Origin of the sequence: Streptomyces thermocarboxydovorans (assembly GCF_039524635.1) — a bacterium.
GTDB lineage: Bacteria > Actinomycetota > Actinomycetes > Streptomycetales > Streptomycetaceae > Streptomyces > Streptomyces thermocarboxydovorans.
This window is the reverse complement of sequence record NZ_BAAAGU010000055.1, coordinates 1-19,615: the sequence shown is the minus strand read 5'-3', so window position 1 is coordinate 19,615 and position 19,615 is coordinate 1. Positions and strand designations below refer to the sequence as shown.

The following is a 19,615-nucleotide window of genomic DNA, read 5'->3' as shown; positions in this document are numbered from 1 at the left end:
CGGACGGGGCCCTTCGTGCGATCATGGGGCCCGTTCGGCGCGTGACACCAGCGCATCAGCGTGACGACCGTGACAGGGGAGGGCCGCGATGGCGGTGAACTCTAAGAAGCTCGCCGTGTACTTCGTCGCGGTCTTCGTGCTGTACGTGATCATCACCGATCCGGAGAAGGCGGCGGACTACGTCCAGATAGGCTTCGAGGGCATCTCGGAAGCCGCGAAGGCCCTCGGCGACTTCATGACCTGGCTGGCCAACGGAGGTAAGTGATGATCCGCCACCTGGTGCTCTTCAAGCTGAACGAGGGCGTCGAGCGGGACGACCCCCGGGTCGTGAAGGGCGTGGAGGCCTTCCGCTCGCTGGAGGGCAAGATCCCCGAGATCCGGTTCTGGGAGTGCGCCTGGAACATCAGCGACCGCCCCATCGCCTACGACTTCGCCATCAACTCCGCGTTCGACGACACGGACGCGCTGCGCCGCTATGTGGAGCACCCGGACCATCAGGCCGGGGTCGCGCTCTGGCGGGAGTTCTCCACCTGGGTGATCGCGGACTACGAGTTCTGACCGGGGCCGGTTCACCCGTTCGCCTCATGCCCTCCGCCGTCACGGCGGAGGGTTTTCGCATGCTGGTATTGCCCTCTTCCTCCCTCAACACGAAATATGCGGTGCTTGCACACGGTTAGCCTGTCTTGTGATGCTATGACCGCTTTTGACGGATGAGTTGACGGATAAGAGGTGGCGTTGACCGTGTCGGCCAGTACTGCGCCGCCCCAGGACGAGGTTCCCGCAGCCGCACCCGTCCCCGCCAAGCGCCGGGGCGCCGACACACGGGCGCTGACCCAGGTCCTCTTCGCCCAGCTCAAGGAGCTCGAACCGGGCACCCCGGAGCACGCCCGCGTACGCACGGCGCTCATCGAGGCCAATCTTCCGCTGGTGCGCTACGCGGCGGCACGGTTCCGCTCCCGCAACGAGCCGATGGAGGACGTGGTCCAGGTCGGCACCATCGGGCTCATCAACGCCATCGACCGCTTCGACCCCGACCGGGGCGTGCAGTTCCCGACCTTCGCGATGCCGACGGTGGTCGGCGAGATCAAGCGGTACTTCCGCGACAACGTGCGCACCGTGCACGTGCCGCGCCGGCTGCACGAGCTGTGGGTGCAGGTCAACAGCGCGACGGAGGACCTGACCACCGCGTTCGGGCGCACCCCGACGACCGCCGAGATCGCCGAGCGGCTGCGCATCAGCGAGGAGGAGGTGCTCTCCTGCATCGAGGCGGGGCGCTCGTACCACGCGACCTCGCTGGAGGCCGCGCAGGACGGCGACGGGCTGCCGGGGCTGCTGGACCGGCTCGGCTACGAGGACCCGGCGCTGGACGGCGTGGAGCACCGGGACCTCGTCAGGCATCTGCTGGTGCAACTGCCCGAGCGGGAGCAGCGGATCCTGCTGCTGCGGTACTACAACAACCTCACGCAGTCGCAGATCAGTGCGGAGCTCGGGGTCTCGCAGATGCATGTGTCGCGCCTGCTGGCGCGTAGTTTTCAGCGGTTGCGGTCGGCGAACCGGATCGATGCGTAGTCCTGTCGGACGGATCGGGGCGGGGGTCGACGGCGGGGGTCGGATTGACGAGCGGGGCCCGGATTGACGGTTGGGGCTCGGGACGGTTGGGGCCCGGACTGACGCTTGGGGCCGGACTGACGGTTGGGGCCCGGATTGGCGATCGGGGCTTGGATCGGTGGGCGGCGCTCGGATCGGTGGTCGCGTAGGGTCGTAGGTCGCGCCTCGTTTGCGGGCGGACAGGTGATCGATCCGTCACCGGGGAGAGCGAATCGCTCACCTGCGTAACTGTGCGCACTTCTCGGCCGAAACACCGTCAGACCGCCTGTTTCCAGGGCGGATTCGTATCTCGGATGTCGACATGTCACTACAGCGCGTTGCCGACATGTGACATTCTGCGGGAGACGCGTTTGCCGGAGCCTCGGCGCCGGTATTCAGGTGAAGGCTGCGTTCCTCGGACGGGAGCGCTCGCCGCGACCGTCCCGCGACCCAAAGGGGGTGGCATGTCCGCAGACCAGGGCAGCTCGAAGGTGCTCACGCTCGCGGAGAGCGAGACAGCTCCCGATGCTCTCGATGCACTCGGCCCCGTCCCGCCCGTCCTCCCGCCCGTCGACGAAGGCACGGCTCTGGACGCCGAGCCTGCCGCGGAGCTGTCGGCCACCGCGGCTCTCGACACCCGCACCCTGTCCCGCTCCCTGTTCCTGCGGCTCGCCGCGCTCGACGAGGACAGCCCGGAGCGGGCCTACGTCCGGGACACCCTGATCGAGCTGAACCTCCCGCTCGTGCGTTACGCGGCGGCGCGGTTCCGCTCCCGCAACGAGCCGATGGAGGACATCGTCCAGGTCGGCACGATCGGGCTGATCAAGGCGATCGACCGGTTCGACTGCGAACGGGGCGTGGAGTTCCCGACGTTCGCGATGCCGACGGTGGTCGGGGAGATCAAGCGGTTCTTCCGGGACACGTCCTGGTCGGTGCGGGTGCCGCGGCGGCTGCAGGAGCTGCGGCTGGCGCTGACCAAGGCGAGTGACGAGCTGTCGCAGAAGCTGGACCGGTCGCCGACGGTGCCGGAGCTGGCGGCCGTGCTCGGGGTGTCGGAGGAGGACGTCGTCGACGGGCTCGCCGTCGGCAACGCGTACACGGCGTCGTCGCTGGACTCGCCGGCCCCGGAGGACGACGGCGGCGAGGGCTCGCTGGCGGACCGGCTGGGCTACGAGGACGCGGCGCTGGAGGGCGTGGAGTACCGGGAATCGCTGAAGCCGCTGCTGGCGAAGCTGCCGCCGCGGGAGCGGCGGATCATCATGCTGCGGTTCTTCGCGAACATGACGCAGTCGCAGATCGGTGAGGAGGTCGGCATCTCGCAGATGCATGTCTCACGGCTGCTGACGCGGACGCTGGCGCGGTTGCGGGAGGGTCTGATCTCCGACTGACGCGGTGGCCGGCCGCCGGGGCGCCCTCGAGCGCAACGGCGGCCGCCGTGTTTCTCGGGACCCGCTTGGTCTGTCTGCTCGGCTTACTTGAACGCGAGCCAGGCGACGGCCGCGAGGACGGCCACGGCGACCACGACGCCGAGGATCAGGCCGGTGCGGGAGCCGCCACCGGAGGCGTTGGACTGGCGGCCCTGGGGGGCCTCGTCGACGAACGCGCGGAACATCTGGGTGCTGCCGGCGGGGTCGTGGTTGCCCTGCGGGTTGTGGGTGTCAGCCATGCCCCGAGACCCTAGCGAATCCCTGGCCGGGGGCCCAAGCGGGGTGCTGTGCAGGTCCGGTGCCCTCGAGTGGGGGTTCGCGTGGCCATGCCTGCGGCGCAACTGCGGCTCCGGTGGGGGTGCGCGTAGCGCCCACGGTGGGTGGGTGAGCCGGGGGCGGCTGCCACACCCGCGCCGGGTGCCTGGACGGCACAGGGAACAGGGGAGACGGACACCCCCTGTTTACGGCCGCCAATACTTGCCTTTGCCAAGTTTTGAGGCCCGGATCCCCGTTTTATTTGCCTGTGGCAACCATCAATCTCTATGGTTGCTCTAAGCAACGAATGGGAGGTGCCGTGCCCGATCAGGCGCCCTACGAAGAGCTGGTCCGGCAGTTCAGCGCCTTCGGAGCCGTGAAGAGAGAGATGCGCCGCATCATGCCGGCCGACTGCCAGACCGGCTCCGCAGCCGTCCTGACCCTGCTCAGCCGCCACGGCGACATGCGCATGAGCAAGCTCGCCGAACTCCTCGCCGTGGACATGTCCGTCACCAGCCGCCACGTCGCCCACGTGACCGAACGCGGCTGGGTCGAACGCTTCACCGACCCCGCGGACAAACGCTCCCGCATCCTGCACCTCACCCCCGCCGGCCAGGCTCAGCTCGACGAGATGTTCCGCCGCACCACCCAGCTGCTCGCCGAACGCCTCGCCGACTGGTCCGACGACGACATCGGCCGGCTCGCCCAGCTGATGGGCCGCCTCAGGGACAGCTTCGGCGACTGCCGCCCCGCACCTCCCGCCCAGACCACCCGTACTCCCGCAAGCACATAAGAGAAGGAAGCCCATGGCAACGACCACACCATCCGGTGTGCGGGCTCATGCCAAGCACGGGGGAGGCTCCTCCGACAGCACTGCTCCGATGACGCACCGGCAGATCATGGAGGCTCTGTCCGGCCTGCTGCTCGGCATGTTCGCCGCGATCCTGTCCTCCACCATCGTCACCAACGCCCTGCCGGAGATCGTCTCCGACCTCGGCGGCGGCCAGAGCGCCTACACCTGGGTGGTCACCTCCTCGCTGCTGGCGATGACGGCGGCCACCCCGCTGTGGGGCAAGATGGCCGACCTGGTCAGCAAGAAGGCGCTGGTCCAGATAGCCCTGGTCATCTTCGTGATCGGCTCCGTCGTGGCCGGCCTGGCGCAGAACCCGGGCATGCTCATCGGCGCCCGCGCCATCCAGGGCCTGGGCGCCGGCGGTCTGGCCGCCCTGGCGCAGATCATCATGGCCGCGATGATCTCCCCGCGGGAGCGCGGCCGTTACTCGGGCTACCTGGGCGCGACCTTCGCCGTCGCCACCGTCGGCGGCCCGCTGCTCGGCGGTGTCATCACCGACACCAGCTGGCTGGGCTGGCGCTGGTGCCTGTACGTCGGTGTGCCCTTCGCCGTGATCGCGCTGCTCGTGCTGCAGAAGACGCTGAAGCTGCCGCTGGTCAGGCGCGAGGTGAAGGTCGACTGGGCCGGTGCCTTCTTCATCACCGCCGCGGTCTGCCTGCTGCTGATCTGGGTGACCTTCGCCGACGACAAGTACGCGTGGATGTCCTGGCAGACCGGGGTCATGGTCGGTGGTTCTGTGCTGCTGACGCTGGTCTTCCTGCTGGTGGAGACCAGGGCGAGCGAGCCGATCATTCCGCTGCGGCTGTTCCGCAACCGCACCATCACGCTGGCCTCGCTGGCCTCGCTGTTCGTCGGCATCGCGATGTTCGCCGGCACCGTCTATTTCAGCCAGTACTTCCAGCTGGCCCGGGGCAAGTCGCCGACCATGTCCGGCGTCATGACCATCCCGATGATCGGCGGCCTGTTCGTCTCGTCCACGGTCTCCGGCCTGATCATCACCAAGACCGGCCGCTGGAAGTCCTGGCTGCTGGCGGGCGGCGCGCTGCTGACGGCGGGCCTGGGCCTGCTGAGCACCATGCGCTACGACACCCCGTACTGGCACATCGCGCTCTTCATGGCGCTGCTGGGTCTCGGCGTCGGCATGATGATGCAGAACCTGGTGCTGTGCACCCAGAACCAGGTGGCCCCGACCGACCTGGGCGCCGCCTCCTCCGTGGTGACCTTCTTCCGGTCGCTCGGCGGTGCGGTGGGCGTCTCGGTGCTGGGCTCCGTGATGGCCACCCGGATCAGCCACTACGCCGAGGACACCATCGGGCAGCTGAGCCCGAAGGAGCAGGCGGCCGCCGCCCAGGTGTCCGGCGGGGGCTCGATCCCGGACATGGACCTGCTGCCGCACGGCATCCGCGAGTGGCTGGAGAGCGCCTACGGGCACGGCATCGCCGACATCTTCCTGTACGTCGCGCCGATCGCCTTCCTCGCCTTCCTGGTGACCCTGTTCATCAAGGAGGTCCCGCTGAAGACCTCGGGCGCGCTGGCGCAGGCCGCCGAGGAGGAGAAGGAGCAGAAGGAGCAGGAGAAGGGCGAGGAGCCGGTTCCGGCTGTGGTGGGGGCTGAGCCCGCGGGGGGCGAGGCTCCGCAGCAGCAGCCCGTCGCCGTTGCCTCGGCGGGCGGGGAGGCGGGAGCCTCCATCTCCGGTGTCCCGGTGCGCGGTGTGGTGCGCGGGGGCGGGGGTGCGGCCGTGCCGGGGGCCGCGGTCACGCTGATCTCGCCGGCGGGCCGGCAGCTGGGGCGGTCGGTCGCGCAGGCCGACGGGGCCTACGCGCTGGACGCGCCGGGCGCGGGCTCGTACGTGCTGATCGCCTCCGCCGACGGCTACCAGCCGCAGGCCTCCACTCTCGTGGTGAACGACGAGCCGGTCTCCTGCGACGTGCTGCTCAGCGGCACCAGCGGGCTGACCGGGGTGGTGCGCACCGCGGACGGCGGGCTGCCGGTGAAGGACGCGATGGTCGTGGTGACCGATGTGCGCGGGGATCTGCTGGCCACCGCCACCACCGGTGAGCAGGGCGAGTTCGCGCTCGCCGAACTGGTGCCGGGCACGGTGACGGTGGCGGTCAACGCCGAAGGGTTCCGGCCGCGCGCCCTGCCCGTGGAGGTGGGCGGCACCGGGATCACCCGGATCGAGGTCGGCCTGGAGGCGGGGGCCCGCGTCCAGGGGGTCGTGCGGGCGCCGCACGGTCCGCTGGCCGACGCCCGCGTGACGCTCGTCGACGGGGCGGGCAACGTCGTCGGCACGGCGACCACCGGCTCGGACGGGGCGTACGCCTTCACCGACCTGGACGCCGGCGAGTACACCGTGATCGCGACCGGCTACCCGCCCGTGGCGACGGCCCTCACGGTCGCCGGGCAGGGCGTCGACGGCCACGACATCGAGCTCGCCCACCCCGGCGAGTAGCCGGATGAGGTGGGTCACCGGGCGAGCGCTTCCCCGCGGGGTGCGGGCGTGGTGCAATGGATGAAACGGGTGAGGAACGGCCTTGCCGGTATCCGGACGAATGTCTGCCAGGTGAGTACCGTGTCCGTCCCGCCCCGACTCCGTGCTGCGCACGATCCCCCCGGCCGCCTGCTGCTGCCGCTGCCTCCCGAGATCGACTTCGGCAACGCCTCCGAGGTGCTCGCCCTCGTGCTGTGCGCGGTCCGCTGGGCGCCGGCCGCCCCCGGGTGCTGGTCCTCGACTTCACCGGCACCGGCTTCATGGACTCCCAGGGCGTCCGGCTCATCGGCGACCTCAGCAAGCAGTTGCACCCGGACACCCGCGTCCATGTGGTGGCCCGCCCGGACAGCACCGCGGGCCGGGTCCTGGAACTGACCCGCCTGCGCCGGGACGTGCCCGTGTACGACAACGCGCGGGACGCGCTGCGGGCCTGGGTGCCGGGGACGGGGAGGGGGTAGTGCCGGTTCAGGGCCGGTCGGGGCCGGCGGCCGGTGGACCGCTAAGAGCCGTCGCCGGATCAGGGGTTTTCCCGGGCAACCATCGTCTCGATGCCGGCGATCATCAGGTCCAGGGCGAAGGCGAAGTCGCGCTCCAGCATCTCCTCGACAGTGTCGCCGCCCCGCGCCTTCATGATCTTCGTGGACTCCTCCATGACCTCAGCGGCGTCCGGCGCCCGGGTCGCCGCGCTCAGCGCGTGCTCGTGATACTCGTCCGGGGTCATCCCCGTCTCGGCGACCCGGGCGAGGAAGTGGCCCTCGATGGTGCCGTAGCCGTACACGAACTGGAAGACGGCGGCGATCGCCCCGGTGCGGCGGTTTACGGGCAGCCCGGTCTTGCCGATCACCTGCTGGACCACCCGGGAGAAGGACAGCGAGTTGGGCCCGATGTTGAGGAAGCTCCCGGCCAGCGGCGACACCCAGGGGTGGCGCACCAGCATCGAGCGGTACTCCCGCGCCAGTGCACGCAACTGGTCGCGCCAGTCCTCACCGGCCTCCGGGTCGGGGAGGGCGAGCTCGCCGAACACCTGGTCCAGGGCGAGCTCCAGCAGGTCGTCCTTGGTGTCGACGTACCAGTAGAGGGACATCGCGGTCACGTTCAGCTCGGCCGCGAGCCGGCGCATGGAGAACTTGGCCAGCCCCTCGGCGTCCAGCAGCCGTACGCCGGCGGCGGTGATCCGGTCCCGGTCCAGCCCGGACGGCTGCCCGTCCCCCCGCCGGCCCCGCCGGGGCTTGCCCTCCAGCCAGACGCTGGTCCGTGAACTCCCCCGGCCTGCTCTGGCCATGCGCACCCTTCCTGCACTTCTCGACACCGGCCAGCCTAAGCGCCCTCGCCGACGCACCGGGAGCCGCGTCGCGCCCGGTCGGCCCGTGGCTCACGGTAAGCGGAACCTCTGGGGCCGCTAGCGCCTGTCGTTTGGATCAGCACGCAGACGCGGAGTTGACCAGGCGCCGTCGGCTCCCTGCGACCTGATCCAAACAACAGGCCCTTGGCGTCTCAGGCACCTTCTCCCCGCTCGGCGCGCCTGAGCAACAGCGCGGCGACCAGTCCTCCGAGCAGCACGGCCGCCGCCCCCACCAGCTGGCTGCTCTCCAGGCCGGAGGCGAACGCCTCGGTCACCCGTGCCCGCTCCTGCGCCGAGTCCGCGGCGGCCAGCGCCGCCGGCAGCGAGCTCGCCGCCACCGGGATCAGGGCCGCGAAGCGGGCGTTGAGCACCGCCCCCAGCACGGCCACGCCCAGACCGTTGCCGAACTCCGCCAGCGTGCCGTTGATCCCGGCCCCGACGCCGGCCTTCTCCGGCGGGATGGAGCTCATGATGGCGTGCGCCATCACCGGGGTGCCGACCGCGGTGCCCGCCCCGATCAGCACCAGGCCCAGCAGCGTCCCGGCGTAGCCGTGCTCGGTGAGGGTGGCGATCGACACCAGTCCCGCGGCCATCACCGCCATGCCGAGCGCGATGGCCGGCGGCGCCCCGAGCCGTGCGGCCGCCTTCGCCGCCAGGCCGGAGAAGTTGAGCGCCACCACGGTCAGCGCCAGCGGCGCGGTCCGCAGGCCCGCCTCCAGCGGCCCGTAGCCCAGCACGAACTGCAGATGCTGGGTGAGCAGGAAGAGCGCCCCGCCCATGCCGAAGGTGATCAGCACGGCGCCGGCGACCGCACCGGTGAACCGGCGGTTGGTGAAGAAGTGCAGGTCGAGCATCGGGTACGGGATCCGGCTCTCCCAGTACGCGAAGACGCCGAGCACCACCACCGCTACGGCCGCCGTACCCAGGACGCGGGTCGACGTCCAGCCGTGCTCGGGGCCGGAGATGATCGCGTAGACCAGGGCGGCCATGCCGATCGTCGACAGCAGCGCGCCCAGCAGGTCGGGGCGGTCGCCGCGGGGTGCCTTGGACTCGGGGACCAGTGCGACGACGGCGATCAGGCCCAGGGCTGCGACCGGCAGGTTGATCAGGAAGATCGCGCCCCACCAGAAGTGGTTGAGCATGAAGCCGCCGACCAGCGGGCCGGTGGCGAAGCCGAGTGCGTTGACCGCGCTCCAGATGCCGATGGCCCTGGGCTGCTCCTCGGGCGTGAAGATCTGCATCACCACGGCGAGGGTGGTAGTCAGCAGCAGCGCGCCGCCGACGCCCATGCCCGCACGGGCCGCGATCAACTGCCCGGAGGAATCGGCGAGTCCGGCCACCAGGGAGCCGGCCCCGAACAGGGCCAGGCCGGCGATCAGCATCTTCTTGCGGCCGTAGCGGTCGGCGGCGCTGCCCGCGGTGAGCAGCAGGCCCGACTGCACCAGTGAGTAGGCGTTGATCATCCACTGGATGTCGGAGGTGGCCGCGTTCATCTCGCGGGTGAGCGAGGGGATGGCCACGTTCAGGACGGTGTTGTCGAGCAGCACGGTGAGCTGCGCGAGACAGATGACTCCGAGGATCAGCCAGCGCTTCGAGTGGCCCGGCGCCTTCGGGGTCGCCTGGGGCGGGGCCGCCTGCTCGTTGGGGGACGTCGTCATGCTGTACACCGTATAAGAATTCCCTTACGGTGTACAGCTGACGAGGTCGCGGTGGCCGGGGGCGGGTCATTCGGCCGCCTTCCGGGTGAGGTCGTAGAAGGTGACCGAGCCCGCCGTCACCTCCTCGAAGTTCTGCTGCACCCAGGCGGAGATCTGCGCGGACGTGGAGGACTCGGTGCCCATGGCAGGGCCGCCGCCCATGGCGCCGCCGGCGATGGAGTAGTGGATCCTGCCGTCCTCGACGTACTGCTGGAACCGGGCGAGGGCCGGGGAGGGGTCGGTGCCGTTGAAGCCGCCCACGGCCATCACGGGTTCGCCGGTGGCGAGTTGGTAACTCGCGGCGTTCTGGGCGCCGATGGCGGCCGCCGCCCAGGTGTAGTCGTCCGCGTCGGTCTCCAGCAGCTTCCTGGCCTCGGAGCCGACGTCGGTGCCGCCGAGGAGGCCGCCCATGGCGCCGCCGCGGCCACCGGGTCGGGTGCCTCCGCCCTGTCCTCCGGGTCCGTAGCTTCCGTTCCGTCCTCCGGGTCCGTTGCCGGGTGGGGTGCCGTCGGGCATTCCGCCGTCGGGGGGCGTGGTGCCGTCGTTCTGCTGGGGTCCGCCGTTCCGGCCCGTCGGGCCGCCGGGGAAGCCGCCGGGCGGGGTCTGGCCCTGCGGGCCCAGCTGACCTTGCTGGTTCTGTGCGCCGCCGGGGAAGCCCCGCCAGCCAGGGTTGCCACCGCCCGGGCCGCCGCCGGGCCCCGCACCGCCGCCAGGGCCGCCGCCCGTACGGAACCCCGCAGCGCCTGCCGTGACGATCGAACCCGAGTGGCCCTGCTGGAGCGTGCTCAGCGTGTACGCGGTCGGGCCCGCCAGCGATGCCGCCAGGCCGAGGCCGGCCGCCGCGAGGGCCACGGGCCGCCGGACCCGGCCCGCGAAGATCAGGCCGAGGGCTGCGAGCAGCCCGCCGACCAGCACCAGCCACCTCAGCCACGGCTGGTAGCCGGGCGTGCGGTTCAGCAGGACGTATCCCCAGGCGGCCGTGGCCGTGACGGCGGCCGCGAGGGTGAGCGAGGGCCAGAGGGCGCGCCGCCTCTCCCACAGCAGGGTCGCGCCCGGCCCGGCGACGGCGGCCAGGTACGGGGCGAGGGCCACCGTGTAGTACTCGTGGAAGATGCCCGCCATGTAGCTGGCGCGGGCTTGATCATGTAACCGGCGCCCCGCCGGGTGTGGATCATCGGCTCCCGCCCGGCGTCGATCTTCCGGCGCAGATACGAGATGTACAGCTCGACGACGTTGGCCTGCCCGCCGAAGTCGTAGGACCACACCCGGTCGAGGATCTGCGCCTTGCTGAGCACGCGCCGCGGATTGCGCATCAGGTAGCGCAGCAGCTCGAACTCGGTGGCGGTCAGATGGATGCTGTCCCCGCCCCGGGTGACCTCGTGACTGTCCTCGTCGAGGGTGAGGTCGCCGACCACCAGCACGGACTCCGGCCGCCGGTCGGCCGCTCCGGAACGCCGGATCAGCCCGCGCACCCGCGCGACGACCTCCTCCAGGCTGAACGGCTTGGTGACGTAGTCGTCCCCGCCCGCGGTGAGTCCGGCGATACGGTCCTCGACGGCGTCCTTGGCGGTCAGGAACAGCACGGGCACATCCGGCAGCTCACGGCGCAGCCGGCTGAGCACGGCGAGGCCGTCCAGGTCCGGCAGCATCATGTCCAGGACGACGGCATCGGGCCGGAACTCGCGTGCGGCCCGTACGGCGTCCTGGCCGTTCTCCGCGCTGCGAATCTGCCAGCCCTCGTAGCGCAGGGCCATGGACAGCAGCTCGGTGATCGCCTGCTCGTCGTCCACCACCAGCACCCGGACGGGGCTCCCGTCCGGCCTCAGCAGTTCGGTGCGCCCCTGGGGCGAAAGCGTGGTCATGACGGTCACCCTGGCGAGGCGCTCTGAGAAGACGCTTGCGGCAATCTGTGAATTCGCTGAGAAATGCCGGGTCCCTGCGCCCGCGCCCCTCGGCGTGCCGCACGTTTCACGTGAAACATGCGCGATCCGGACCTCTCGGCCGGACTCCCTCTCGGCCTGTCGTCCGGCGGCAGTCGTCCGGCCCCTTGGCTGGCCCCAGTCGTCCGGCCTCGCGTCCGGCCGCAGTCGTCCGGTCTCTCGACCGACCGCAGTCGTCCGGCCTCTCGGCCGGCCTCAGTCGTCGATGCCGAAGAGCCGGGCGGCGTTGTCGTGGCACACCGCCCGCAGCCAGGCCTCCCCGAGGCCCAGCCGCTCCAGGGCGTGCAGCTGGTGGAGGTAGGGGTAGGGGATGTTGGGGAAGTCGGAGCCGAGCAGGATCCTCTCGCGCAGTCCGGCCAGCCGGGGCAGGGCCCGCCCGGGGAACGGCGCCAGACGCTCGGTGAAGTCGGTGAAGGCCATGGTGGTGTCCAGCCGCACCTCCTCGTAGCGCTCGGCGAGGTCCAGGAAGTCCTCGTACTCGGGCATGCCGAGGTGCGCCACGATCAGCCGCAGCCGGGGGTGCCGTGCCAGCACGCGGGCGACAGGCTCCGGACCGGTGTGCTTGCCGGGCGCGGGACCGGAACCGCAGTGGATCACCACGGGCAGGCCGGCCTCGGCGAGCAGACCCCAGGCGCCGTCCAGCGCCGGGTCGGCCGGATCGTAGGCGCCCACCTGCACATGCGCCTTGAAGACCCGCGCCCCCGCCTCCACGGCCTCCCGCACATACGCCTCCACGCCGTCCTCGGGGAAGAGGGTGGCGGTGTGCAGGCAGTCGGGCGTGCGGGCGGCGAAGCCGGCCGCCCAGTCGTTGAGCCAGCGGGCCATCCCGGGCTTGTGCGGGTAGAGCATGGCGGTGAAGGCCCGGACGCCGAACGCCCTGAGCAGCTCGGCCCGTTCCCGCTCCTCGGCGCGATAGGCGATCGGCCACTCGATGCCGCCGGTCAGCGGGCCGAGACCGTCGAAGTAGGCCCACACCTTGTGCAGCACCCGCTCCGGCATGAAGTGCGTGTGCACATCGACCAGGCCGGTCAGGCCCAGCCCCTCCCAGAAGCGCCGCACATCACGGGCCTCCGCCCGGGCGGAGTCGGACAGCCCTGGACCATGGATTCCGGCTCGGTCGTCGCTCGCGGTCGCCGCCGCCGTGAGGTGATCACACATGCCGTCCACGATCACCTCTGGGCCCGCCCCGCGTCCACACCCTGTCGCCGTCAGAACAAGCCCTCCTGCACCACCGCGTCCTCGACCGCCCCGTACTCCCTGACCGGCACCGACAGTTCCCGCCCCTGCGCCGGGAGCAGAGGCCACCCGGTCAGCAACCGTGTGTCCAGCACCACGACGCCCGCCCCGGTCGCCAGGTGCAGGTCGGGCCCGGCGGCGGCCACCAGCTCCCCGATCACCGCGCCCCCGGCGACCAGCTCGCTCACCGCCCCCACGGCGGGCGGCAGGCTCTCGAGCCCGAAGGCGCGGACATGGTCGACGGGCCGGAACGGCTCGCGCTCCAGCGACTCGGGCCAACCGTCCAGGGCGACCGCCCGTGCGTGCAGCCGGGCCAGTTCCGCCGCCCGTTCCTCCTCGCCCCGCGGCAGCAGGGCCCGTACGGCGCGCTTGCGGACGTAGGGGATGCGGTCCGGCACTCCCAGCGCGGCCCGCAGCAGCTCCTCGGTGCGCCGCGCCGCCATCAGCGGCCCGGTGCCCAGCCAGCTGAAGCACACGGCGCCCTGCTCCAGCAGCCGCGCCGGGCCGCGCTCCACCGCCGTGATCCCGGCCTTGGTCATCCCGGGGCCGAACCACGCCAGATAGACGCGGTACGGCCGGGGATCATCGGCGAGCGTGTCGGCTGCCACGGAGTGCGCCCGGTCAAGGCGCGCGCACTCCTCGCACCGGGCCCCCGTACTGCGGCCCGGCACCACCGCCGCCGACGGACAGACGTGCCCCCGCGCCCCGGCGCACCGGCGCACACCCCCCTCGGCGGCCGGAGCGACCCCGAAGGCCACCCGCTTCCCCCAGGTCAGCGCACTGCGCCGCCCGCCGTCCCACACCAGCGCGGGACCGCCGTCCGCCGACCACCTGAGCCCCGAGCAACGCCATGCCTGTGCCATCACCGACGAGCCTAGGCGCCCCCACCGACAGCCTCCGGCGCCCGCAAACACCCCGTCGCGGGCGTCATGTCGCCGACATGCCGAGTGCCGCCGGGAGTGGAAGTCTGGTCATCGGAACGCCATTACTCGGGGAGAGCTGAGAGGGCGAGCACATGGCCAGCAGCAACGTCACCGGTACCGGACATCGTCGCGGCGGCTTCGCCGCGGAGAGCGCCTGGGCCACGGGATGGACCGGAGCCGCGGCCGTCCTGATGACCTTCGGCGGCATCATGGCGATCTTCCAGGGCATCGCCGCCATCGCCGAGGACGACGTCTTCGTCGTCACCCAGAACTGGACCTACGAGTTCAGCGTGACCGGTTGGGGCTGGATCCACCTGATCCTCGGAGCCCTCGTGTTCCTGGCCGGCCTGGCCCTGTTCCAGGGGGGAGCCTGGGCCCGCGCCGTGGGTGTGGCTCTCGCCGGACTGAGCATGATCGCCAACTTCCTGTGGCTGCCCCACGCCCCGGTCTGGTCGATCGTTCTCATCGTCATCGACGGATTCATCATCTGGGCCCTTTGCGCCCCACGCCGCGAGTCCCGCGCCTAGGGTCCCGCGGCCTTCCCCTTCTGCTCCCGCATGGAAGGCAGACGACCACCACCTTCGACGGTGTGGACTGCGCTGTGGCCGTGGCTGCTGGAGGCAGCGGGCATGACGGCCATGGTCACCGCGTACTTCCTGCTTCCGCTGGACCGTCTGGGGCCGCGCCGCCCGGTCCTCAGCTGGGTCCTCTTCGGGCTCGCCCTGGCTCTGGTGGCCGCGCTGCTGCTGCGGCAGATCGTCCACGTCCTGCTGCACCGGCCGAACGCCCGCCCGGGCCTGGTCATCCCCCTGCTGATGTGCCTGTCCGTGCTGACCTTCGCGACCACCTACCAGCGCCTGGCCGAGCAACCCGGTGAGATGGCGGGCGGTCTCGCGACCCGCCTGGACGGCATCTACTTCACCCTGGTCACCCTCGCGACCATCGGCTACGGCGACATCACCCCGCGCGGCCAGTCCGCCCGACTGGTCACGATCCTGCAGATCCTCTACACGTTCATCTTCCTCACGGCGGCGGCGACGGCCCTGTCCCGCCATCTCAGCGAGGCCGTGCGGCGCCACACCCCCCGCCACCCGTCCGAGACCGCCCGCCGGCACGCCCCGCCACCCCGGCCCGGCGACACTCCCGGCGACACCTGAGTGCCCCGGCGGCCCCCACCGGGCAGACTCCCGGGCAGATTCAGTGCGCGACCGGCCGCCCGAGAGACGCACACAGGACGAGCGAGGGAGAGATCAGCATGGCGATCCAGCGGATGGACAACGTCGGCATCGTCGTCGAGGACCTGGACGCCGCCATCGCGTTCTTCGAGGAACTCGGCATGGAGCTGGAGGGTAGAACAGAGATCCAGGGCACCTTCGCCGACCAGTGCACCGGACTCGACGGCGTCCACTGCGATATCGCGATGCTCCGCACCCCGGACGGCCACGGCCGCATCGAGCTGTCCAAGTACCGCAACCCCGCGCTGATCACCGGCCCGCGCGACCAGCCGCACAACGTGCTGGGCACGCACCGCATCATGTTCGCCGTCGACGACATCGAGGACACCGTCGCCCGGCTGCGCCCGCACGGCGCCGAGCTCCTCGGCGAGATCGCCCGCTACGAGGACCTCTACCTGCTCTGCTACCTCCGCGGCCCGGACGGCATCATCGTCGCCCTCGCCGAGCAGCTCCGCTGAGCCGTCTCCGGCTCCGGCGACGGCGTTCAGCCGACGAGCCCCACCGACACCAGTCCACCGCCGGCGGCGACGGCCCGGGCGGCACCGCGCTGCCAAGCGGTGACCTCCTCGACGGGGCCGCGCGTCGCCATGATCATGAGCGCGTTGGCGGCGAAGGCGGGCAGCAGAATGCCGAACAGGGCGAACGTGCCGACCGCGGACAGGGACCACTCGACGCGCGCGGTCAGCGCACCGGCCACCATCGCCGCGGCGGCCAGCGTGTACAGCACCCCGGACACCAGAGTGATGTCGTCCCTCTTGGCCGGTGCGGGACCCCGCCCCTTGTGGTGCTGCCATAGCCCTTTGAGCAAGATCAGAGCTTGGGGGCCTGGGAGGCCGGAGGGGGACTGCGGCGGCCGTCCGGCGCAGCCACCCGCACCCCGCACAACGCGAGAGGCCCCGGATCGCTCCGGGGCCTCTCATCTGTGCGCACTCGGCAGGATTCGAACCTGCAACCTTCTGATCCGTAGGATCGGGGGCGGCGGTTGCGTCCTGGGAAGTGGTGTACGGGTTCCCACCTGATCCGGGTGTTTGGTCCGGCGTCGGGGTGAGGGCCCGGATATGAGCACGGTCACCGGCTGATCTCTCAAGACGACCAAGTCTTCGAAGGAGACCAGCACGATGACCGCACCGGACAGTCTGCCCCTGCACGCCCTCGCCGAGGAGAATCTCGCCGCGGCGAGTCCCGATCTGCTGCGCGCGATGATCAAGACGTTCGCGAAGAGATCGGCCGTCGCGCACGTCGCGCCGGGCCCTCCGCCCCGACTTGGTCAAGAGCCTCTCCAACTGCCCATCACACGGAAGCGGTGGGATCTGAACCCACCGCCCCGAGTTCTCAGTTGATCCCCTTGAAGACTTCAGAGACCGGGAGGAAGCAATGGCCAGTCTCACTGGCATGGCGCTTCTTACGACGCATCAGCTCATCCAGGCGTATGCGCTGGTCGAGCACGGCCATGAAGTCACCCCCGTCCATCGTGACGAACGGTGTGCTGAAGCTGTAGACCGCCAAAGCATCGGAGGTGAAGCCGTTCACGCTGACGTAGAGACCGAGGGTGTTCTTGGCCTTGCGCTCGATGTTGGACTTGAAGACATCCAGCTCGCGGCGACCGATAGCCTCTTTCCACCACTTGGCCTCAAGCACATAGTGGTCGGTGTCGAAGGAGAACGCGCCATCGATCTGCTCGTACTCCAGGCTGTATGACGCCCGCGGCTCCAGGTCGTACAGGCCGAACAGCTCGTTGATGAAGCCCTCGAAGTCCCGGCCTCGCTGATGCTTGTCGGTGGCCGAGTGCATGACGATGAACCGTTGCCTCAGCTCCTCATGGGCCTGGGCGAACGCCCGACCGTCCTGGGCCTGCTTGGCGCTCTCCGCGATGGTGGCTGCGTGCGCCTCGTGCTCCTCGATGACCTCACGCTGCTTGGCTGTCCATCGCTTCAATTCGGCTACGGCAGCCTTCGCGCTAGCCACCTTGTCGGCACCATCAACCTGTCGTTCGAGGTTCGGAAACCGATCCATGGCGGCGATGTCGAGCATTAGGGCAACCGTCACGTCCAGGTACCGGGCCTCATTGGCTCGCAGCAACTTAACTAGGTGGCCTGACACTTCCCGCTTGGTGGCCTGGAAGTTCAGCTGCGCCAGCAGCTCACTGTGCTCCTGCAGCATGCCCCGGACGTACAGCTCAAAAGGGTCCTTGTTCCAGTAAATCAGCCAGAGCGCATCGGCCAGTGCGTTGTACGCGCTCGGGTTGATGGCCTTACTGCGGGCACTGAACTGTGACACCGCCCCCTCCTCCACACGCACCGTTACCGACCCATCACGGTACCGCGCAAACAGTCGTTGATCAGCCCATACGGCAAAGGTTGATGCGGGACGGAGTCAGCAGTACCGGCCTCACCACTGGGATTTTCGTCAATCTGACGTGAATGTTGCTCAAGCCTCTCCCTCATGCCTTGTTGGTCTGAGATCCTGGAGACCGATCGAGAGGGGCCGCAGGTATGGAGTGGAAGACCCACGGTGAGCGACAGGTCTACACCAACAAGTGGGTGAATCTGTGTCTGGTCGACGTCCAGCAGCCTGACGGGCGCAGGTGGGAGTACCACGTCGTTCGCCTGCGGCACCTGGCCGTGGCCGCCGTGGTCAACGATCGCCAAGAGGTGCTGATGATGTGGCGGCACCGCTTCATCACGGATTCCTGGGCCTGGGAGTTGCCCATGGGCCTGGTCGAGGAGGGCGAGTCCCCGGAAGAGGCAGCGGCTCGCGAAGTCCTGGAAGAGACGGGCTGGCGTCCTGGCCCCATCAAGCCCCTGATTTACGCCGAGCCGGCCAACGGGATCACCGACTCGCAGCACCATGTCTTCCGCGCGAACGGCGCGACCTACGTCGGGCCGCCCACGGAGAAGAACGAGTCTGACCGCATCGAGTGGATACCCCTCAGTGAGGTGCGGGGCATGATCGACCGTCGGGAGATTGTCAGCAGCGGATCCCTCGTCGGCCTCCTCTACCTGCTCATGGATGAAGCGATCCGCTGACCGGTGGGAGGACCGCCCGTAGCCGTGCCTCGAAGGCCAGGGCTACGGGCTCTTGCCCGTATGGGGCCAACTGGTCGTAGAACTCCCTGAGGTGGCCTGACACTCGCTCGGAGGCCACTGCCGAAGCGGACTCCAGAGCCTGCGTGGCCGTGCTGCACGCCTGGTCGAGCTTCCCTTGGTCCAGTTGAGTGCGAGCCAACCAGAACGCGTGAAAGGCCCGGCCACGCTGATTGGTGCGGTCTTCCCGACGCAGCGCATCCGCGATCAAGGGCTCGGCCGTCGCTGCCTCCCCCAGTCGGCCGTGAGCGATGCCCGTATCCACGATCAGCTTCGGCTCATCGAAGTAGGTCACCCATGCCGGGTCCGGGTCGGTGGCCTGGATCTGCTCGAACTGGCGGTGGGCTTCGGCGATCGCCCGGTGAGTTGACGTCTGGTTGCCGAGCGTGGCATGGGCGAAGGCTTCGCGCATGGACAGCATCGATAGGACGCGTGGGGTGGTGCCGAGGGCTGAGCGGGCTTGGTCCTGGGCGGCGGTCACGAGGGCAAGGGAGTCCGCGGGCTTGTCCTGGTAGGTGGCCTGCAAGCTCATGCAGGCAAGGACGTTGGCCATGAACTGGCGGTCGTCGATTTCCTTGGCCAGTTGCAGGGCCTCAGTGAAGTACGAGCGGGCCTGGTTGTACTGGCGGGCGTCGAAGTAGGTCCAGCCGGTGAGGCGCGCCAGCTCGGCCGCGATTCCGTACAGGCCATTCTGGATGGACGGCGGTCGGCTCTCCTTCAAGAGTCCGACCACATATCGCAGCTGGCCGACGATGGCTGGCCTCAGAGCCTCGCCGCCGTGCTGGTCGTCGCGTCGCCAGTAATCTTCGATAGACGACCGGAAGGCTTCGAGTGTTGCTGCGCTCAGGCTCGTTCGGGTGGCCAGCGTCAGGATGCTGTCCACGTCGGGACCCGGCAAGGAGCCGGGGGTCTGTTTCTCCGGCTCCGGCTGCTGAGGCGTCTCTCGCTCGGTGACGACGAGAGCCTGGGGAGTTTCCCAAGGCCGCCGGGCAAGCCCAAGCATGTCCCCTGGGATGCGCAAGCCGTCCGCGATGCGCTCAATGACGTCCATGTGGAGTAACTGGCGTCGGCCTGCCATGACTTCACCAACTCGGCTGGGCGTCAACTCGCACCGCCTGGCGATCATCGACGGGTAGATGCCCGCCCTGGTCTTCACCAGCCGGAAGACTCGGGCGAAGTCCCGTGCCCGGCACGCGTTGATCATCTCGGGATCCGTGAGCAACCTGGCAGGCAGTTCCTGCGGCCGGTCGGCGTCGGGCATTGGGCAAGCTCCCACACTGCGAGGGCTACGCAACGTTGCTGGTTCTCTACTTGCCGCGATGTTACCCAAGTTGGGTAATCAGCCTGACCTTTCGATGGCGGTCTCCGGATCGCGATGCTCCTTGCATGGCGAGCAAACAGCAGACCAGACCAGGCATCGGTGAACTGGCGAAGGACAGCGCCAGGGGACGTATCGGCGTCGTCATGGGTGAGAAGCTGTTGTCTTTCCGGACGTGAGGACTGCGTTTTCGCTGGTGGGGCATAGGGTCGGCGGTCTGGTGGGAGT

19 protein-coding genes and 2 pseudogenes are annotated in these 19,615 nt (G+C 69.8%); 11 read left to right on the top strand and 10 right to left on the bottom strand.

Features of this window, described 5'->3' with window-relative positions; genetic code table 11:
• Positions 1 to 88 precede the first annotated feature (88 nt).
• The 4 genes from ABD198_RS23845 to ABD198_RS23830 all read left to right on the top strand — a co-directional run bounded on the left by ABD198_RS23845 (position 89) and on the right by ABD198_RS23830 (position 2,975).
• Positions 89 to 265 carry a hypothetical protein gene (locus tag ABD198_RS23845; protein ID WP_344005506.1) on the top strand — a complete coding sequence of 59 codons (177 nt, stop codon included), beginning with the start codon at positions 89 to 91 and terminating at the stop codon, positions 263 to 265.
• A complete protein-coding gene (locus ABD198_RS23840) occupies positions 265 to 558 on the top strand; it encodes a Dabb family protein (protein WP_344005504.1) in 294 nt (97 codons plus the stop codon). The genes ABD198_RS23845 and ABD198_RS23840 overlap by 1 nt, the downstream gene beginning before the upstream one ends.
• A gap of 177 nt (positions 559 to 735) precedes the next feature.
• Positions 736 to 1,569, top strand: coding sequence for an RNA polymerase sigma factor SigF (locus ABD198_RS23835; protein WP_344005545.1), 834 nt, complete (start codon positions 736 to 738; stop codon positions 1,567 to 1,569).
• Positions 1,570 to 2,051: 482 nt separating this feature from the next.
• On the top strand, positions 2,052 to 2,975 hold the full coding sequence (locus tag ABD198_RS23830) for an RNA polymerase sigma factor SigF (RefSeq protein ID WP_344005502.1): 924 nt from the start codon (positions 2,052 to 2,054) through the stop codon (positions 2,973 to 2,975).
• A gap of 83 nt (positions 2,976 to 3,058) precedes the next feature.
• Here ABD198_RS23830 and ABD198_RS23825 read toward each other — a convergent pair whose 3' ends face one another.
• Positions 3,059 to 3,253, bottom strand: a complete 195-nt coding sequence (locus ABD198_RS23825) for a hypothetical protein (RefSeq protein WP_344005500.1) — start codon at positions 3,251 to 3,253, stop codon at positions 3,059 to 3,061.
• 323 nt (positions 3,254 to 3,576) lie between these two features.
• Here ABD198_RS23825 and ABD198_RS23820 point away from each other — a divergent pair, with 323 nt between their 5' ends.
• The 3 genes from ABD198_RS23820 (at position 3,577) to ABD198_RS23810 (ending at position 7,071) form a co-directional block, all read left to right on the top strand.
• A complete protein-coding gene (locus ABD198_RS23820; RefSeq protein ID WP_425580536.1) occupies positions 3,577 to 4,062 on the top strand; it encodes a MarR family winged helix-turn-helix transcriptional regulator in 486 nt (161 codons plus the stop codon).
• A gap of 88 nt (positions 4,063 to 4,150) precedes the next feature.
• Positions 4,151 to 6,574 (top strand): MFS transporter, encoded by a 2,424-nt coding sequence (locus tag ABD198_RS23815; RefSeq protein ID WP_486388895.1) that lies wholly within the window; start codon positions 4,151 to 4,153, stop codon positions 6,572 to 6,574.
• Positions 6,575 to 6,807: 233 nt separating this feature from the next.
• The gene (locus ABD198_RS23810) at positions 6,808 to 7,071 is read left to right on the top strand and encodes an STAS domain-containing protein (protein ID WP_344005494.1); all 264 of its coding nucleotides are present in this window, start codon (positions 6,808 to 6,810) and stop codon (positions 7,069 to 7,071) included.
• Positions 7,072 to 7,130: 59 nt separating this feature from the next.
• Here ABD198_RS23810 and ABD198_RS23805 read toward each other — a convergent pair whose 3' ends face one another.
• The 6 genes and pseudogenes from ABD198_RS23805 to ABD198_RS23780 form a co-directional block, all read right to left on the bottom strand.
• Positions 7,131 to 7,895 carry a TetR/AcrR family transcriptional regulator gene (locus ABD198_RS23805; protein WP_344005492.1) on the bottom strand — a complete coding sequence of 255 codons (765 nt, stop codon included), beginning with the start codon at positions 7,893 to 7,895 and terminating at the stop codon, positions 7,131 to 7,133.
• A 212-nt stretch (positions 7,896 to 8,107) separates the two neighbouring features.
• Positions 8,108 to 9,613: an MFS transporter gene (locus ABD198_RS23800; RefSeq protein WP_344005491.1), complete on the bottom strand. Its 1,506-nt coding sequence runs from the start codon at positions 9,611 to 9,613 to the stop codon at positions 8,108 to 8,110.
• A 66-nt stretch (positions 9,614 to 9,679) separates the two neighbouring features.
• A pseudogene (locus ABD198_RS23795) lies at positions 9,680 to 10,780 on the bottom strand (mannosyltransferase YkcB-related protein); the annotation flags it as partial.
• A gap of 2 nt (positions 10,781 to 10,782) precedes the next feature.
• Positions 10,783 to 11,514 (bottom strand): annotated as a pseudogene (locus ABD198_RS23790) (response regulator transcription factor); the annotation flags it as partial.
• A 273-nt stretch (positions 11,515 to 11,787) separates the two neighbouring features.
• Complete coding sequence (locus ABD198_RS23785; RefSeq protein WP_344005489.1) at positions 11,788 to 12,750, bottom strand: amidohydrolase family protein; 963 nt, start codon at positions 12,748 to 12,750, stop codon at positions 11,788 to 11,790.
• A gap of 50 nt (positions 12,751 to 12,800) precedes the next feature.
• Complete coding sequence (locus tag ABD198_RS23780) at positions 12,801 to 13,691, bottom strand: DUF2797 domain-containing protein (RefSeq protein WP_344005487.1); 891 nt, start codon at positions 13,689 to 13,691, stop codon at positions 12,801 to 12,803.
• Between the two features lie 152 nt (positions 13,692 to 13,843).
• On the opposite strand from ABD198_RS23780, the gene ABD198_RS23775 reads away from it, so the two are divergent.
• The 3 genes from ABD198_RS23775 to ABD198_RS23765 all read left to right on the top strand — a co-directional run bounded on the left by ABD198_RS23775 (position 13,844) and on the right by ABD198_RS23765 (position 15,444).
• Complete coding sequence (locus ABD198_RS23775) at positions 13,844 to 14,278, top strand: DUF7144 family membrane protein (protein WP_344005485.1); 435 nt, start codon at positions 13,844 to 13,846, stop codon at positions 14,276 to 14,278.
• A 30-nt stretch (positions 14,279 to 14,308) separates the two neighbouring features.
• A complete protein-coding gene (locus ABD198_RS23770; RefSeq protein ID WP_425580535.1) occupies positions 14,309 to 14,908 on the top strand; it encodes a potassium channel family protein in 600 nt (199 codons plus the stop codon).
• A gap of 98 nt (positions 14,909 to 15,006) precedes the next feature.
• Entirely contained in the window at positions 15,007 to 15,444 is a 438-nt protein-coding gene (locus ABD198_RS23765) for a VOC family protein (RefSeq protein WP_344005483.1), read from the top strand.
• Between the two features lie 26 nt (positions 15,445 to 15,470).
• Here ABD198_RS23765 and ABD198_RS23760 read toward each other — a convergent pair whose 3' ends face one another.
• Positions 15,471 to 15,794: a hypothetical protein gene (locus tag ABD198_RS23760; protein ID WP_344005481.1), complete on the bottom strand. Its 324-nt coding sequence runs from the start codon at positions 15,792 to 15,794 to the stop codon at positions 15,471 to 15,473.
• Positions 15,795 to 16,318: 524 nt separating this feature from the next.
• The gene (locus ABD198_RS23755) at positions 16,319 to 17,263 is read right to left on the bottom strand and encodes a restriction endonuclease (RefSeq protein WP_344005479.1); all 945 of its coding nucleotides are present in this window, start codon (positions 17,261 to 17,263) and stop codon (positions 16,319 to 16,321) included.
• 215 nt (positions 17,264 to 17,478) lie between these two features.
• On the opposite strand from ABD198_RS23755, the gene ABD198_RS23750 reads away from it, so the two are divergent.
• On the top strand, positions 17,479 to 18,012 hold the full coding sequence (locus ABD198_RS23750) for an NUDIX hydrolase (RefSeq protein ID WP_344005477.1): 534 nt from the start codon (positions 17,479 to 17,481) through the stop codon (positions 18,010 to 18,012).
• Here the strand turns inward: ABD198_RS23750 and ABD198_RS23745 are convergent.
• Positions 17,990 to 19,330, bottom strand: coding sequence for an NsdA family TPR-like regulatory protein (locus ABD198_RS23745; RefSeq protein ID WP_344005475.1), 1,341 nt, complete (start codon positions 19,328 to 19,330; stop codon positions 17,990 to 17,992). The two genes, ABD198_RS23750 and ABD198_RS23745, sit on opposite strands and share 23 nt — an antisense overlap.
• Positions 19,331 to 19,615: the final 285 nt, after the last annotated feature.